General features: G+C 49.9%; 12 protein-coding genes, 1 tRNA gene and 1 pseudogene. 3 read left to right on the top strand and 11 right to left on the bottom strand.

What is annotated here, in order from left to right; all coding sequences use genetic code 11:
* Positions 1-61 precede the first annotated feature (61 nt).
* The 4 genes from OGV85_RS24200 to proB all read right to left on the bottom strand — a co-directional run bounded on the left by OGV85_RS24200 (position 62) and on the right by proB (position 4,476).
* Positions 62-1,540, bottom strand: a complete 1,479-nt coding sequence (locus OGV85_RS24200; RefSeq protein ID WP_181522627.1) for a hypothetical protein — start codon at positions 1,538-1,540, stop codon at positions 62-64.
* A gap of 377 nt (positions 1,541-1,917) precedes the next feature.
* Positions 1,918-1,993: transfer RNA gene (locus OGV85_RS24205), tRNA-Thr, on the bottom strand.
* A gap of 114 nt (positions 1,994-2,107) precedes the next feature.
* Positions 2,108-3,361 carry a glutamate-5-semialdehyde dehydrogenase gene (gene proA / locus OGV85_RS24210; RefSeq protein ID WP_061548226.1) on the bottom strand — a complete coding sequence of 418 codons (1,254 nt, stop codon included), beginning with the start codon at positions 3,359-3,361 and terminating at the stop codon, positions 2,108-2,110.
* A gap of 11 nt (positions 3,362-3,372) precedes the next feature.
* Positions 3,373-4,476 carry a glutamate 5-kinase gene (proB, locus tag OGV85_RS24215; protein ID WP_003031373.1) on the bottom strand — a complete coding sequence of 368 codons (1,104 nt, stop codon included), beginning with the start codon at positions 4,474-4,476 and terminating at the stop codon, positions 3,373-3,375.
* Between the two features lie 290 nt (positions 4,477-4,766).
* On the opposite strand from proB, the gene phoE reads away from it, so the two are divergent.
* A complete protein-coding gene (phoE, locus tag OGV85_RS24220; protein ID WP_003031375.1) occupies positions 4,767-5,822 on the top strand; it encodes a phosphoporin PhoE in 1,056 nt (351 codons plus the stop codon).
* A 55-nt stretch (positions 5,823-5,877) separates the two neighbouring features.
* On the opposite strand, the gene crl is transcribed toward phoE, so the two are convergent.
* From crl to gpt, 3 genes are all read right to left on the bottom strand, one after another.
* Positions 5,878-6,279: a sigma factor-binding protein Crl gene (crl, locus tag OGV85_RS24225; protein WP_003031376.1), complete on the bottom strand. Its 402-nt coding sequence runs from the start codon at positions 6,277-6,279 to the stop codon at positions 5,878-5,880.
* A 57-nt stretch (positions 6,280-6,336) separates the two neighbouring features.
* On the bottom strand, positions 6,337-7,581 hold the full coding sequence (frsA, locus tag OGV85_RS24230) for an esterase FrsA (protein WP_057064473.1): 1,245 nt from the start codon (positions 7,579-7,581) through the stop codon (positions 6,337-6,339).
* 100 nt (positions 7,582-7,681) lie between these two features.
* The gene (gene gpt / locus OGV85_RS24235) at positions 7,682-8,140 is read right to left on the bottom strand and encodes a xanthine phosphoribosyltransferase (protein WP_003031380.1); all 459 of its coding nucleotides are present in this window, start codon (positions 8,138-8,140) and stop codon (positions 7,682-7,684) included.
* Positions 8,141-8,401: 261 nt separating this feature from the next.
* On the opposite strand from gpt, the gene pepD reads away from it, so the two are divergent.
* On the top strand, positions 8,402-9,859 hold the full coding sequence (pepD, locus tag OGV85_RS24240) for a cytosol nonspecific dipeptidase (protein ID WP_003031381.1): 1,458 nt from the start codon (positions 8,402-8,404) through the stop codon (positions 9,857-9,859).
* 100 nt (positions 9,860-9,959) lie between these two features.
* Here pepD and dinB read toward each other — a convergent pair whose 3' ends face one another.
* The 3 genes from dinB to lafU all read right to left on the bottom strand — a co-directional run bounded on the left by dinB (position 9,960) and on the right by lafU (position 12,694).
* On the bottom strand, positions 9,960-11,015 hold the full coding sequence (gene dinB, locus OGV85_RS24245; protein ID WP_286554133.1) for a DNA polymerase IV: 1,056 nt from the start codon (positions 11,013-11,015) through the stop codon (positions 9,960-9,962).
* A 66-nt stretch (positions 11,016-11,081) separates the two neighbouring features.
* The gene (locus OGV85_RS24250; RefSeq protein ID WP_061548227.1) at positions 11,082-11,723 is read right to left on the bottom strand and encodes a hypothetical protein; all 642 of its coding nucleotides are present in this window, start codon (positions 11,721-11,723) and stop codon (positions 11,082-11,084) included.
* 56 nt (positions 11,724-11,779) lie between these two features.
* Positions 11,780-12,694, bottom strand: coding sequence for a putative lateral flagellar export/assembly protein LafU (gene lafU / locus OGV85_RS24255; protein WP_197472658.1), 915 nt, complete (start codon positions 12,692-12,694; stop codon positions 11,780-11,782).
* Between lafU and OGV85_RS24260 the strand changes: the two are divergent.
* A pseudogene (locus OGV85_RS24260) lies at positions 12,606-14,324 on the top strand (flagellar biosynthesis protein FlhA); the annotation flags it as partial. The gene lafU and the pseudogene OGV85_RS24260 sit on opposite strands and share 89 nt — an antisense overlap.
* A 37-nt stretch (positions 14,325-14,361) precedes the next feature.
* Here OGV85_RS24260 and OGV85_RS24265 read toward each other — a convergent pair.
* On the bottom strand, positions 14,362-15,123 hold the full coding sequence (locus OGV85_RS24265) for a C40 family peptidase (protein WP_048219657.1): 762 nt from the start codon (positions 15,121-15,123) through the stop codon (positions 14,362-14,364).
* Between the last annotated feature and the right edge of the window lie 218 nt (positions 15,124-15,341).

Genomic DNA, 15,341 nt, shown 5'->3' on the forward strand with positions numbered 1-15,341 from the left:
GGGGCGTCTAAGCGCGTTTTTGCTATTACAAGCTAAAACAAGGATTCAGGCACTATTATTTTCATTCACTATCTTCTTGTTTCATTTTCATTAAAAAATGCAACACATTAGGATTATTATCCACAATATTTGTGAATTTCCTCAATAACCTTGAAGCATCTTTTTTTCGATTATGATTAACATACCAGGTATGGCATACACCGTATAACAATGCGCTTTTTAACTCAATGAATTCATCATCCATGCCTGGATGTTGGTAAAGAAAAATATCCGTATAATCTTCTATTTCTTTAATTTCATGAATTTGTTTAGCTGGTATATCAAGCAGTGAATTACTGGTTTTGATCATTTCTAACATTGAATAAAAAATCGTAGGCGATTGGTTTTGAAGAAAAATCTGATTTTTAAAGTCATCAATGATCTTTTCTTTTTCCTTAGTATCTTCGATAAAATATGTCAACTGCGCCAGGTGGCTCAATAAAGTCACATCATTTTCAGCGTCGTTAGTTAGTTTCCATTTATCATAACTATTTTTGACATAAGCGCGTTGAAAACTCTCCTTATCTGGATAAGGATAATACGGATGAAAGCTGAGTGCCTGCACTAAAAACCCAGCAGCGACGTCATCAGATAGTTCTGCACTATAAACATCTACGAAAGAAGCTGTCAGACCAGCCATCAAAAAGTTGAGCTCATCGTCTATAAAAGGATATCTCCCTTTTAAATCAATGACCTCACTTCTTATCTTAACGACCAGGTTAGCCATACCAATAGCGTCCATTTCATCTTTTCGGGCACTTAGTGTACGGGAATTTATATCAATGAAGAGGATCTTAGCTATTATCTCTCGCTTTTGAGCATCAGTTAACTGTGATTGAGAAATAATTTTATCAAAAATCTGATTAAACCATCTACTCTCTAAATTAATGCTATGCGCATTGGGTGATAACAACTTCCCGTTCAAACCATAGTGGATTTTCTCTATTTTATTATCACGTGTAAACCCTACCAACGTTACGACTGAGCGAGAATTCGCTTCAGCCAAATTAATTATTTGCTGTTTAGAGCGATGAGTCAAAAACAATGTCGGAAATTGCCAGTTCTCAACCGCAAACGGGGGTACAAATTGGAATGAAGGATTCTCTTTAGATGTGGCCCTTTTCCACGTCTCCTCCATCTGGTGAGTGATGTCATAAGCATTTTCATCTGTATTACTACTGTTCCACCCCCCATCTTTTTCATTATAGAAGCCAGAAATGCTTATCTGTGCAAATTCAGGATATGGTTGGTAGAAAACCGCACAACCCATTGCAAAAAACAACACAAGCAATGAGAAACAACTCGACTTGTTGGGATAACGTCTTTTTTTTCGAAGATAAATTAATGTAGTTATTAGAATGACAACAGAACCACATATGAAAGGAATCTTCCATTCATTCAGAAAAAACAAAAAAGAGGAAAATTTAAAAAAAATCAGTGCTGGCAATCCCAAAAAGGTGAGAATATTTCCGGAAAAAGTAGCAATGTCCTGGAATTTCATGAGGGGCCTATCTTCTGGTAGATATTGAAGATAGATTAAAAAATACAGCGCAAGATGACAAGGATTTCTGCCAATAAGTTTATGTTAGTCGCTTGTTTTTTCTAGGTAAATGTTCTTATTCATGTAAAATCACCCCATCCCTAAGTAAAATTGTGGTTTTCATGTAATTCGGAACTAAAACCTCCGCTAGCAGAATGGCGATGACCAGCAATTTCACATCTTACAAAACTCTCACTTTGCATTGTTCAACTCATTGAAACAAATATATTGATCATCAGTTGCCTCAAATTTTTCACATCCGCAACGCGCAAAATGCACATTAGTGTTGAACAAAGCAAAACACTGCAATAGTAACTTAATGATTTTACGAAAAAAGATGGTGCCGATAATAGGAGTCGAACCTACGACCTTCGCATTACGAATGCGCTGCTCTACCAACTGAGCTATATCGGCCCTGAAAAGGATATGTCCACGAATGTGAACACGGGGTAGAAGGTTAAAACTAACCGGGCGACGCGTCAATGGCCTTGTGAATCAAACGCCTATTTTTGCATCACCCGGTTTCAATTACGCACGAATCGTGTCGTCGCCGAAGCCAACCCATTTGTATGTAGTCAGTGCTTCCAGCCCCATTGGACCACGCGCGTGCAGTTTTTGCGTACTTACCGCCACTTCCGCACCCAGTCCAAACTGGCCGCCATCGGTAAAACGCGTAGAAGCGTTAACGTACACAGCGGAAGAATCGACTTCATTCACAAAACGATCGGCGTTGCGTAGCGTACGCGTCAGGATCGCATCGGAATGCTGGGTACCATGCTCGCGGATGTGGGCGATGGCATCATCCAGACTGGTGACGATTTTCACGTTCAAATCCAGCGACAGAAACTCGTCGTCATACTCTTCAGCTTTCACCGCAACCACATTAGCAGGTCCAGCCTTCAATGTAGCCAGCGCCATTTCGTCTCCGTGCAGAGTTACGCCGCTTTGTGCCATCTGCTGGCTCAATGCTGGCAGAAAACGCGCGGCGATATCCTGATGCACCAGCAGAGTTTCTACGGTGTTGCAGGTGCTCGGACGCTGGGTTTTGGCGTTGACGATAATCTTCAGGGCCGGGACGATCTCCGCGGTATCATCAACATAGATATGACATACGCCAATGCCGCCGGTGATGACCGGGATAGTCGACTGCTCACGACACAGCTTGTGCAGGCCCGCGCCACCGCGAGGGATCAGCATATCGATGTACTTATCCATCCGTAGCATCTCAGCGACCAGTGCTCGGTCCGGGTTATCAATCGACTGTACGGCAGCCGCGGGTAAACCGCAGGCTTCCAGCGCCTTTTGGATAACCGCCACGGTGGCGGCGTTCGTCCGGTAGGTCTCTTTCCCACCACGCAGGATCGCGGCATTGCCGGTTTTCAGGCACAGGGAGGCAACGTCAACGGTGACGTTTGGGCGCGCTTCATAAATTACGCCAATCACGCCCAGCGGGACGCGACGACGCTCCAGACGCAGACCGCTGTCCAGCAGCCCACCGTCAATCACCTGCCCGACCGGGTCGGCGAGATTACACACCTGGCGTACATCATCAGCAATCGCTTTCAGACGCTCTGGCGTCAGAGCCAGGCGGTCGAGCATCGCATCGCTCAGGCCGTTGGCTCGCGCCTGCTCAACATCTTGTACGTTCGCGCTGAGGATGCTTTCGGTTTGCGCTTCCAGCTCATCAGCAATGGTTTCCAGTACGCGATTTTTTTCGCGACTGGAGAGCAGCGCCAGCTTATATGACGCGGCTTTGGCAGCAATGCCCATTTTTTCCAGCATATGCCTGTTCCTTAACGGGTGATCATGTCGTCACGATGGACAGCAACCGGGCCGTATTCGTAGCCCAGGATGGTGTCGATCTGTTGTGAGTGATGTCCGGCAATACGGCGCAGCGCATCGCTGTTATAGCGGGTGACGCCGTGGGCAATATCGCGCCCTTCGAGATTGCAGATGCGGATCACTTCACCACGAGAGAAGTTGCCTGTCACGCTTTTAATGCCTTTTGGCAGTAATGAGCTGCCGCGTTCCAGAATCGCTGCGGTAGCGCCCTCATCAACAGTAATTTCTCCGGCAGGCGGCGCGCCGAAGATCCAGCGTTTACGGTTCTCCAGTGGAGATGCCTGAGCATGAAAACGCGTCCCAACGGAAACGCCTTCCATCACGTCGCCAATGACGCCCGGTTTGCTGCCTGCGGCAATTATGGTGTCGATCCCGGCGCGGCACGCGACATCGGCGGCCTGCAGTTTTGTTCCCATCCCGCCGGTTCCCAGACCCGAGACGCTGTCTCCGGCAATGGCGCGCAGCGCATCATCAATACCGTGCACGTCTTTAATCAGTTCCGCCTGCGGATTGGTGCGCGGATCGGCGGTGAACAGCCCCTGCTGATCGGTCAACAGCAACAGCTTATCGGCTCCAGCCAGAATTGCCGCCAGCGCTGAGAGGTTGTCGTTATCACCGACTTTAATCTCGGCGGTCGCTACGGCGTCATTCTCATTAATGACAGGAACGATGTTGTTATCCAGCAGCGCGCGCAGGGTATCACGGGCATTGAGGAAGCGCTCTCTGTCTTCCATATCCGCACGCGTCAGCAGCATCTGCCCGATGTGAATACCGTAAATCGAGAAAAGCTGTTCCCATAGTTGAATCAGTCGGCTCTGCCCTACCGCTGCCAACAGCTGTTTCGAGGCTATCGTTGCCGGGAGTTCAGGGTAACCAAGATGCTCACGTCCGGCGGCAATCGCGCCTGAGGTAACAATAACAATACGATGCCCTGCGGCATGGAGCTGCGCGCACTGGCGAACCAGTTCTACGATGTGGGCGCGGTTCAGGCGGCGGGATCCGCCCGTTAACACACTGGTGCCAAGTTTTACCACCAGCGTCTGGCTGTCACTCATGATTCTCTGCCATTCAAAATTGGGGAAAATGATATCAAACGAACGTTTTAGCAGGACTGGCCCCGGTTGCCAACAACCAGCGCACAAAGCATGAAATTTTATTGCGCAGGATCAGCAAGCGTAGCGGCAGATTTTGACGAATTTATTACAGAAACAAAAAAACATCCTTTTTTAAAAATATTCTTACTTTGTCATAAAACGTTCATTGCCAGACGTTAAAAACCCTCCTGTCTTTTAACGGGGGATCACACCCAGTGAATATTAGCGCGTACTTTTAATCAGGAATGAAAATGAAAAAGAGCACTCTGGCATTAGTGGTGATGGGAATTGTTGCGTCGGCATCCGTACAGGCAGCGGAAGTGTATAACAAGAACGGTAATAAACTGGACTTATACGGCAAAGTAAAAGCCATGCATTACATGACGGATTATGACAGCAAAGATGGTGACCAAAGCTATATCCGTTTAGGTTTTAAAGGCGAAACGCAAATTAACGATCAACTGACCGGTTATGGTCGTTGGGAGGCTGAATTCGCCGGCAATAAAGCTGAAAGCGATTCTAACCAACAAAAAACACGTCTGGCCTTCGCCGGTGTGAAATTAAAAGATTTTGGCTCGTTTGATTATGGTCGTAACCTGGGTGCGCTGTATGACGTGGAAGCATGGACCGATATGTTCCCGGAATTCGGCGGCGACTCCTCCGCACAGACCGATAACTTTATGACCAAACGTGCCAGCGGCCTGGCAACTTACCGTAACACCGACTTCTTCGGCGTCGTGGATGGCCTGGATCTGACCCTGCAATATCAGGGTAAAAACCAGGACCGCGATGTGAAAAAACAGAATGGCGACGGTTTTGGTACTTCCGTTACCTATGACTTTGGCGGCAGCGATTTTGCGGTGAGCGGCGCTTATACCAACTCCGATCGTACTAACCAGCAGAATCTGCAAACTCGCGGTACAGGCGATAAAGCAGAAGCCTGGGCTACTGGCTTAAAATATGATGCTAACGATATTTATATTGCAACGTTCTATTCTGAAACGCGCAATATGACGCCAATTTCCGGTGGCTTTGCTAATAAAACACAGAACTTCGAAGCGGTCGTTCAGTACCAGTTTGACTTTGGTCTGCGTCCGTCACTGGGTTATGTGCTGTCTAAAGGGAAAGATATTGAAGGCGTCGGCAATGAGGATCTGGTGAATTATATTGATCTCGGCGCAACGTACTATTTCAACAAAAATATGTCCGCGTTTGTCGATTATAAAATCAACCAGCTCGATAGCGATAATAAGCTGGGCATCAACGATGATAATATCGTTGCAGTCGGTATGGTCTACCAGTTTTGATATAGCATAAAAAAGCCGGATGGGGTTGCGCCGCCATCCGGCTTTTCACTGTTCATTATGCCGTTAACTTAACCGGTTCATCCTTAAAGTCGTCAGCAGGTTCCAGCGCCAGATTCAGCGTCGTTAACAAGCCAAGTAATTTTTCATGGAATTCACGTAAGGTGTATTCCAGTCGCTCTACCACTTCAGTCTCTTTCACCGGCACCGCAGTCCAGTTACCGTCTTTATCAAACAAACCAAACTGATAACTATACGTGAAGCGTTTTTCCTGCGCCTCCAGTTCCATCCACCAGCCCCAGAACTCGCGTTTCTCAGGGGCGGGTTTCACGTTGACGCAAACAGCCAGACAATCGAAAAAAAATCGATTATCTTCGCACTGCCCTTCCCGGATGTACGGGCCAAGCGCGGTGAATTTCTTGATCAATCTACTTTTCGGATGCCCACTCGGTAACGTCATTACGATCTCCTTAGGTGAAGCACCTGTTTTACCAAATCGATAAAATTTAGCAAACTTTTAACACAATCTCTGATTGATCCAACTGGTTATTTCCTGCAACCCTTTGTCAAAATTGCGATACACCGGATTGAAGGGAATCTCCAGTAGCTTACCGTCTGAGGATGAAGATGTGATTAAACGTGACTCTTCTTCCGGGCTAAACGGGTCGTTCTTCCAGAACCCCGAAAGCATTGGCGTCGGGCAGCGTCGCCCCAGCAGGCCCTGCACTTTTAATGAATAGCGATTAAGCTCAACGCGCAGCGCTTCATCGGAGGCGTCATGCATCCCCAGGCGGCTAGCAAGTACATCAAGATACATTTCCGGGACGCTCGCCTGACGTTGCGGGTCACTGAGCAGCGCATGAACCACTGGTCCCAGACAGGCCACCGCCTTCAGGCGTGATGATTCCAGATATGCCAGACGTACCGCTACGTTAGCGCCAAAGCGGAAACCAAAGGCCGCCACGCGAGTGTGATCCACCCAGGGAACATTAGGCAGCGCTTTTAATACGTGCTGATGCAGCAGGCTGGAATCCTGAGTCAGTTTCCATTTTGATGAGAACCCAACCGACGGCATATCCAGCGTCAGCATGGCAATGCCACGTGGAGCAAAGTAGCGCTCATACAGACTGTAATAATCCGTTTGCATGGAATCGAGGCCACCGCACATCAGCACCGTCGGGAACGGACCGTCGCCTTTTGGCATATGCAGGAATCCAGTGATTGGCGCGCCGCCGGTAACGGCAAATTCCATCTCGCGCAATGTCCCCGGCAGTCGCTGCGCGGCCTCTTCATAGGCGCGATTGGCCAAAGCCTGTGCCTGTTCTGCCAGCTCATCGCCTTTCAGGTGTGGGTAAGCGGCAATGTTGTACAACGTAGACGCATGCAGCCAGTGGCGTCCGCTCACCTGCGGATCCTCTTCCATAGACGCTTTCTGTTGCCAGACCATCGCCTGCTTCGCCCACTCATAGATCCAGTTCCCACCGCGATAGCCGATAACCGTATCATAGAGTTCTTTATCCGTACGCTCGGCTTCGCTCATCACGATACGTGCCTGCACCTCAAGGATTTCACGCGGGTCGACGCCACGCCAGATCCACATCAGACGATTCACCATGCGATACCAGTGGGGAATGGTTTTACCATCCAGGGCAGATTGTACGGACGGCTGCGCGCCGTGATTAAAACGACGAACCAGCGTTGACGTTTCAGGGTGTTTGAAGCGGGGTTTAAACAGGACTTCGCTGAGGTTAGCCTGTGACATGATTGCAGCCTCCATGAGTACTCACTAAGGCATAGTGTAACCTGACACTGCACAAAAAGAACAACGCCCGGCAGTTGCCAGGCGTTGAAAACTTTTTAGATTAGCGACCAGAGATCGGCGGGACGAACACCACGCCCATATCCCACGGCTGCTCAATCCAGGTATCCTGAGGGATATCAACAACATAATCATTCACCAGCGGGCGACCTGCCGGCTTAGCGAAGATAGTAACGAAATGCGCTTTAGGATACATTTCGCGGATCGCAACGGCGGTACCACCGGTGTCAACCAGGTCATCGATTACGATGAAACCTTCACCGTCGCCTTCGGCACGTTTCAGCACTTTCAGTTCGCGCTGGTTGTCGTGATCGTAGCTGGAGATGCATACGGTATCGACATGACGAATACCCAATTCACGCGCCAGCAATGCGCCCGGTACCAGACCACCACGGCTAACGGCAATAATGCCTTTCCATTGTTCAGAAGGCATCAGGCGGCTTGCCAGTTTACGTGCATGGATCTGCAACATGTCCCAGGTGACGACGTATTTTTCGCTCATGTGAAGTGTCCCAGCCTGTTTATCTACGGCTTAAAAAGTGTTCGAGGGGGAAATAGGTTGCGCGAGATTATAGAGATCTGACGCACTAAAAACCAGTGTTTCGCGGAATCCGCGCCTCTTTTTGCATGCTTTATGCTAGCCGTCAGCGGAGAAAGTGGTATTCTCAATCGCATCGCGCAAGCCTGACTTGTGATGTTTTTAATTCTGCTAACCCCGTGGCCTGCAAGCAAGTTTTGTAGGACATCGCCAAGGAGACTCAACGTGTCTGAACTGTCTCAATTATCCCCGCAACCGCTATGGGATATTTTTGCCAAAATCTGTTCTATTCCTCATCCGTCCTATCATGAAGAGCAGCTCGCTGAACACATTCTGAGCTGGGCCCAGGAAAAAGGTTTCCACGTCGAGCGCGATCAAGTCGGTAATATCCTGATTCGCAAACCCGCTACCGCAGGCATGGAAAACCGTAAACCGGTCGTTCTGCAGGCGCACCTGGATATGGTCCCGCAGAAAAACAACGACACCGTGCACGACTTCACCAAAGATCCTATCCAACCTTATATTGATGGCGAATGGGTAAAAGCCCGTGGCACCACGCTGGGTGCGGATAACGGTATCGGTATGGCGTCCGCGCTGGCCGTTCTGGCTGATGACAGCGTGGTACATGGTCCTCTGGAAGTGCTGCTGACCATGACCGAAGAAGCAGGTATGGATGGCGCGTTTGGTCTGCAGGCTAACTGGTTGCAGGCAGATATCCTGATCAACACCGACTCAGAAGAAGAAGGTGAGATCTACATGGGTTGCGCAGGCGGTATCGACTTTACCTCTAACCTGCCGCTGTCCCGTGAAGCAATCCCTGCCGGCTTCCAGAGCTTTAAGCTGACGTTAAAAGGCCTGAAAGGCGGCCACTCCGGCGGCGAAATCCACGTTGGTCTCGGTAACGCGAACAAGCTGCTGGTACGCTTCCTGGCGGGCCACGCTGAAGAGCTGGATCTGCGTCTGGTTGATTTCAACGGCGGTACGCTGCGTAACGCAATTCCGCGTGAAGCCTTTGCCACCCTGGCCGTGGCTGCAGATAAAGTTGATGCGTTAAAAGCGCTGGTCAACACCTATCAGGAAATCCTGAAAAACGAACTGGAAGCCAAAGAGAAGAACCTGGCTCTGCTGCTGGATGCCGTTACTCAAGACAAAGCCGCGCTGACCGCTGAGTCTCGCGACAGCTTTGTGCGTCTGCTGAACGCCACCCCGAACGGTGTAATCCGCAACTCCGACGTCGCCAAAGGCGTGGTAGAAACTTCCCTGAACGTCGGCGTTGTAACCATGACTGACGACAACGTTGAAATTCACTGCCTCATCCGTTCTCTGATCGACAGCGGTAAAGACTACGTGGTGAGCATGCTGGATTCACTGGGTAAACTGGCTGGCGCGAAAACCCAGGCAAAAGGCGGATACCCAGGCTGGCAGCCGGATGCCAACTCTCCGGTTATGCACCTGGTTCGTGAAACCTATCAGCGTCTGTTCAACAAAACGCCTAACATCCAAATCATCCACGCCGGTCTGGAATGTGGTCTGTTCAAGAAACCGTATCCAGATATGGACATGGTTTCCATCGGGCCAACCATCACCGGTCCACACTCACCGGATGAACAGGTTCATATCGAAAGCGTCGGCCATTACTGGACGCTGCTGACTGAACTGCTGAAGTCTATTCCGGCGAAGTAAGTCTGCGCTAAACGCCGGATGGCGCGGTGCTTATCCGGCCTACATGCTGATTTGTAGGCCGGATATAGTTTTTACGCAGCCATCCGGCAATACATCAACATCACAGCCCCAACAGTAGTTGCCTTTCCAGCTGTGGATCCAACAGCGTGACGTGTAATCCCACCAGCCTTACGCCCCGCCCTCCCCGACGTTCATTCCAGGTTTTGCGCGCCGTCGCAATTAAGTCATCTTTACTTAAGCGCGGCCAGACGTGCTCCTGCGTGGTTTGCTGAAAATCATTAAACTTGAGTTTTACTCCCTGCCGGGCGATCAACAGATCCGGTTTTACCTTGGCCAGACGTCGTTCCAGTTCGGGATATAGCCGCTCAATAATCTCCTCACATTCAGCCCACTCATGAATATCTTCTGCCAAAGTACGCTCGACGCCGACTGATTTGCGCAGTCTGTCATTGTTGACGTCGCGCTCATCAATGCCCTGGCTACGTTCCCACAACACGCGACCAAACTTACCAAAACGTTTGAGCAACATGGCCAGGTCGTATTTTTGAACATCCTCGCAGGTTCGCAACCCCATCGCTTCCAGCTTAGCGGCAGAGACTTTGCCAACGCCGGGAATTTTGCCTAACGGTAATGTTCTGAGAAATTCAGGAACATCGGCAGGGGTAATCACATATTGCCCATTGGGTTTGTTGAGATCGGAGGCTATTTTTGCCAGAAATTTGACCGGCGCAATTCCGGCAGAGGCGGTGAACTGTAGCTCGGCAAAAATTGTCTGGCGGATCTCCTGAGCCATCAGCGTAGCTGAGCCATGGCAGTGAGTGCTGTCAGTCACATCCAGATAGGCTTCATCCAGCGAAAGCGGTTCTATCAGCGAGGTATAGCGGGAGAAAATAGCCTGAATCTGGCGGGAGGCTTCTTTATAGGCCTCGTAACGACCAGGTAATAACGTGAGATGCGGGCACAGTTTTAACGCCATTCCGGTCGGCATTGCGCTACGCACACCAAATTTGCGCGCCGGGTAATTGGCCGTGCTGATGACTCCCCGACGTTCACGACTGCCGCCAATAGCAATGGGAATATCACGCAAGGCGGGGTTGTCGCGCATTTCCACCGCCGCGAAAAAGCAGTCCATATCGACATGTATGATTTTGCGCATCGCTCGCCTCCCATAACACTGTTTAAGTATACAGTATTTTTATGTTATGAGAAGTCTGTTTATGCCTTAGGCCGGACCATTCATGACGAAGCGTGCATCGCACAGGTAACGCACGATGTCCGTGATCTTATGTTCTGCGGGATTACCCGCCGTACTGACAAAAAGCTTATTCACTTTGCGAATCTTTGCCCGCAGCAGTTTTTCGATCGTCATCAGGCGAAATGCATCATTTTCCACGCAGAAAAGCTCATAGTCGCCCAGACGCTCTCCACAAATTTCACAATGATTCATCCAGTAACGTAGCCCGGTAGTTTTACTTTTATCCAGATAGTAATTGCTGGCTTTGATGTTCTTTTGTATCTCTTCAGGCAGAGAATTAATGTGGAACAGAAAGGTATTCCGTCGAATAGATTGCCAGCCTTTGCCATCCTGATCTTTTCTGATAAAGCGGGTAAACATTACCCCGTGAATATGGGTGAGCTGGTGGCAGCTCCAGCAGTGCATCTTCGAGGTAATCACCAGATAGTACGGCGCAACGATGTTAAAACTGTTGGTGTTGTAGACATAGTCACGAAGCCCCTCATTTAACACATGAGGCTCGGTGTACCAGATACCTGAAACCGGGTCGAAATGCGCGCCCTGACAAGCCCCATCAGTGACGTTATCAGTATGAATATCCAATGGAATAATATGGGTTACATCTATCACATTACCTTCCTGAGGGATAATTTGCCCCCACGTTGCGTGGGGGGCGGAAAACAGAATTAATGAGTGACGGGAACAGAGGGCTGACGTAAAGAAGTCACCTGCTTTTGTTTGTCCAGCTTATCAACCAGTGGCTGAACCACTTTCTCGCCGTGCTGACCAAAATATTGATACAGCGTATCGGAAGCACTTTGCGTTAACACCATGATCTCAATACGGCGGTTGCCTGCGCTTTCCGGGTTTTTCGCATCCAGCAGCATTTGGTCCGCCATGGCGCTAACCTGCATGACTTTATCCTGCGGCATGCCGGCATCTTCCAGCACGCGTCGTGTTGACAAAGCACGGTCGCCGGAGAGGTTCCAGTTGTTGTAAATGTTGCTCTTATAGCTCATCGCATCCGTATGTCCGGTAATAATGAGCTTGTTGTCCAGCGAGTCAAACACGGGGGTCAGCTCAACCAGCAGCGATTTAAAGAACGGCATAATTTTGGCGCTGCCGCGTTCAAACATATTCCGGTTCTGGTCATCTTTAATCAGTACGCGCAACCCCTGAGGAACAATCTCCATCTCGAGGTTGGTTTCCATATGTGCGTTGCGGGCAATGACGTTAATATCGGTCGCCAGCTCGCCCAATTCACGCGCTGATTTTTGCTTCAGCAACACCGCTTTTTCATTTACATCCAGCGCTTTTTTGGCGTTATCTTCTGTGATCTTCGCCGTCTCTTGCGGGGTAACCGTTTTATCCAGCTTGTTGCGCGTGACGTTTTTCTTCTGCGCACCCGGCGCTATCGGCTGCTTGCCCAGCTTGTTTAAAGGTGCCATACCGCCACCATTAAAGATTGACTGGCCGTGCAGCGCCGCCACAATATTTTCTCGGTCAGCCTTGCTGACGCTGTTCACAATTAACTTTATCGTGGTGACCAAAGGTGCGGAGCGTATCTCCGAAGTTTCTGCCCGCTTTACGCTGGACGCCATGCCCGGTAAGCAGATGGCGATCGACGCCGATCTGAACGCAGGACTGATTAATCAGGCGCAGGCGCAAGCGCGACGTAAAGACGTAGCGGGCGAAGCGGATTTCTATGGCGCGATGGATGGTGCGTCAAAGTTCGTGCGCGGCGATGCCATCGCCGGGATGATGATCCTGGCTATCAACCTGATCGGCGGCGTCTGTATCGGGATCTTTAAATACGATTTAAGCGCCGAAGCCGCCTTCCAGCAATACGTACTGATGACCATCGGTGACGGCCTGGTCGCCCAGATCCCTTCTCTGCTGTTGTCGACAGCAGCAGCGATCATCGTCACCCGCGTAAGCGACAGCGGCGATATTGCCACGGACGTACGTAGCCAACTGCTGGCCAGCCCCTCCGTGCTGTATACCGCCACCAGCATTATGTTTGTGCTGGCAGTGGTGCCGGGGATGCCGCATTTCCCCTTCCTGATTTTCAGCGCCCTGCTGGGATTCACCGCCTGGCGCATGAGCAAGCGACCGAAGGTGGCTGAGACCGAAGAGAAAAATCTCGAAACGCTGACCAAAACCATCGCTGAAACCACCGAGCAGCAGGTCAGTTGGGAAACTATCCCCTTAATAGAACCTATCAGCCTGAGCCTGGGATATAAGCTGGTGTCGTTGGTCGATAAATCCAAAGGGAATCCGCTCACTCAACGCATTCGCGGCGTGCGACAGGTGATCTCAGACACGAACGGCGTACTGCTGCCGGAAATTCGCATCCGCGAAAACTTCCGCCTTAAACCGACCCAGTACGCCATTTTTATCAATGGGATCAAGGCCGATGAAGCCGATATTCCCGCAGATAAGCTGATGGCGCTGCCCTCCAGTGAAACCTATGGCGAGATCGACGGTGTTTTAGGCCACGATCCAGCCTATGGTATGCCGGTCACCTGGATTGTTCCGGCGCAAAAAGCTAAAGCGTTAAATATGGGGTACCAGGTTATTGATAGTGCCAGCGTCATTGCGACGCATGTGAATAAGATCATTCGTAACTATATTCCAGAGCTGTTTAATTACGATGACATTACGCAGTTGCATAACCGCCTCTCTTCTATGGCGCCGCGTCTGGCGGAAGATTTGAGCGCAGCGCTGAATTACAGCCAGCTCTTGAAAGTGTACCGGGCGCTGCTTATCGAAGGTGTGTCATTGCGCGATATCGTCACCATAGCCACCGTACTTGTCGCCAGTAGCACCGTGACCAAAGATCATATTTTGTTAACGGCGGATGTGCGTCTGGCGCTCCGTCGCAGCATTACCCACCCGTTTGTGCGCAAAGATGAGCTGGCCGTATATACGCTGAACAGTGAACTGGAGAATCTGCTGGCGAATGTGGTGAATCAGGCTCAGCAAAGTGGAAAAGTGGTGCTGGATAGCGTGCCGGTCGATCCCAATATGCTGAATCAGTTTCAGACCAATATGCCGCAGATAAAAGAACAGATGAAAGCGGCGGGGAAAGAGCCTGTGCTGCTGGTCGCGCCGCAGTTACGTCCTTTGCTCGCGCGCTATGCGCGCCTGTTTGCCCCGGGCCTACAGGTGTTGTCTTATAACGAAGTTCCGGATGAACTGGAATTAAAGATCATGGGGGCGTTAAGTTAACGCCTGCCGAGGCGGTGTCATTACACCGCCTTTTTGATTACAGAATCGTATTTTCCGTAAGAATACGACGAGCGCCTAGATAATGATCCTGCCAGAAGTCATCGGATAAATTGCTCACCCGAATTGTTTCTCCTGTCCGTGGTGATTCAATAAATTGTCCCTGCCCCAAATAGACGCCCATATGATCGGCAATATCCCGGCTGTGAATATGAAAGAACACTAAATCACCACGGCGAAGATCGCGGTTAGCGACAATAGTAGCCCGTCGATAGTGATACATTTCATTCGCTGTCCGGGGCAATTTTGCCGCCAGGATTTTGTTGTAGGCATAAAAAATCAGCCCGCTACAGTCAAACCCTTCATCCGGATCGGTACCGCCCCACAAATAAGGTTTACCGAGCTGTTGCTCAAGTCGGTGGATGGCCACTTCAGTGATATTGTGTAGATGATCGCTACTAAGAAAATGATCATTCTCAGCCAGTTCCTGCCAGCGATGGTCGCTGGCTTTTAGTGGGCCAGGGAACCACTCCGGGTGCTGTTTAATCAGCGCCCGGTTCTGCTGGCGCAGCGCGCTTTTACTTTCTGCGTTGCCTTCCACCACGTAGCTTGCCTGCTTTTTTACCTGTGCGTGATACTGCTTCAGCAGCCGGGCACGATTACGCATGCGAATTTGCGCCGCATAGCTTACATGGGCGTCAGATAAGAGGGGCTGAACTTTGGCGACAGACGGTGAGGACAATACAACACACAAAGACAGCAGACCCGGCAAAAAGCGTCGGGGTGCAGAGACAAAAGACATGAAAACAAAAATACCTAATCAAACACGTTCCGCGCAGTCTACCGCTATTACCGGGTATTCCATTTTAATATTTGATTATTAAAGTATTAATTTTTTAAATTCAATACATTAGGAATTTTGCACTAATAGGGCTCAATGACGGTCGCTCACCCGCAAAATACGCCAGTGTCTGACAGACTTTAAGCACAATTATCCGTATAAAGAAAATCTAAAGTGTA

Origin of the sequence: Citrobacter sp. Cf132, assembly GCF_030333885.1 — a bacterium.
Classification (GTDB): Bacteria; Pseudomonadota; Gammaproteobacteria; order Enterobacterales; family Enterobacteriaceae; genus Citrobacter; species Citrobacter freundii.

Bases quoted from the DNA above. Each gene is read 5' to 3' on its own strand.
- OGV85_RS24200 (WP_181522627.1), bottom strand. From the start codon at position 1,540: ATGAAATTCCAGGACATTGCTACTTTTTCCGGAAATATTCTCACCTTT.
- proA (WP_061548226.1), bottom strand. From the start codon at position 3,361: ATGCTGGAAAAAATGGGCATTGCTGCCAAAGCCGCGTCATATAAGCTG.
- proB (WP_003031373.1), bottom strand. From the start codon at position 4,476: ATGAGTGACAGCCAGACGCTGGTGGTAAAACTTGGCACCAGTGTGTTA.
- phoE (WP_003031375.1), top strand. From the start codon at position 4,767: ATGAAAAAGAGCACTCTGGCATTAGTGGTGATGGGAATTGTTGCGTCG.
- crl (WP_003031376.1), bottom strand. From the start codon at position 6,279: ATGACGTTACCGAGTGGGCATCCGAAAAGTAGATTGATCAAGAAATTC.
- frsA (WP_057064473.1), bottom strand. From the start codon at position 7,581: ATGTCACAGGCTAACCTCAGCGAAGTCCTGTTTAAACCCCGCTTCAAA.
- gpt (WP_003031380.1), bottom strand. From the start codon at position 8,140: ATGAGCGAAAAATACGTCGTCACCTGGGACATGTTGCAGATCCATGCA.
- dinB (WP_286554133.1), bottom strand. From the start codon at position 11,015: ATGCGCAAAATCATACATGTCGATATGGACTGCTTTTTCGCGGCGGTG.
- lafU (WP_197472658.1), bottom strand. From the start codon at position 12,694: ATGGCGTCCAGCGTAAAGCGGGCAGAAACTTCGGAGATACGCTCCGCA.
- OGV85_RS24265 (WP_048219657.1), bottom strand. From the start codon at position 15,123: ATGTCTTTTGTCTCTGCACCCCGACGCTTTTTGCCGGGTCTGCTGTCT.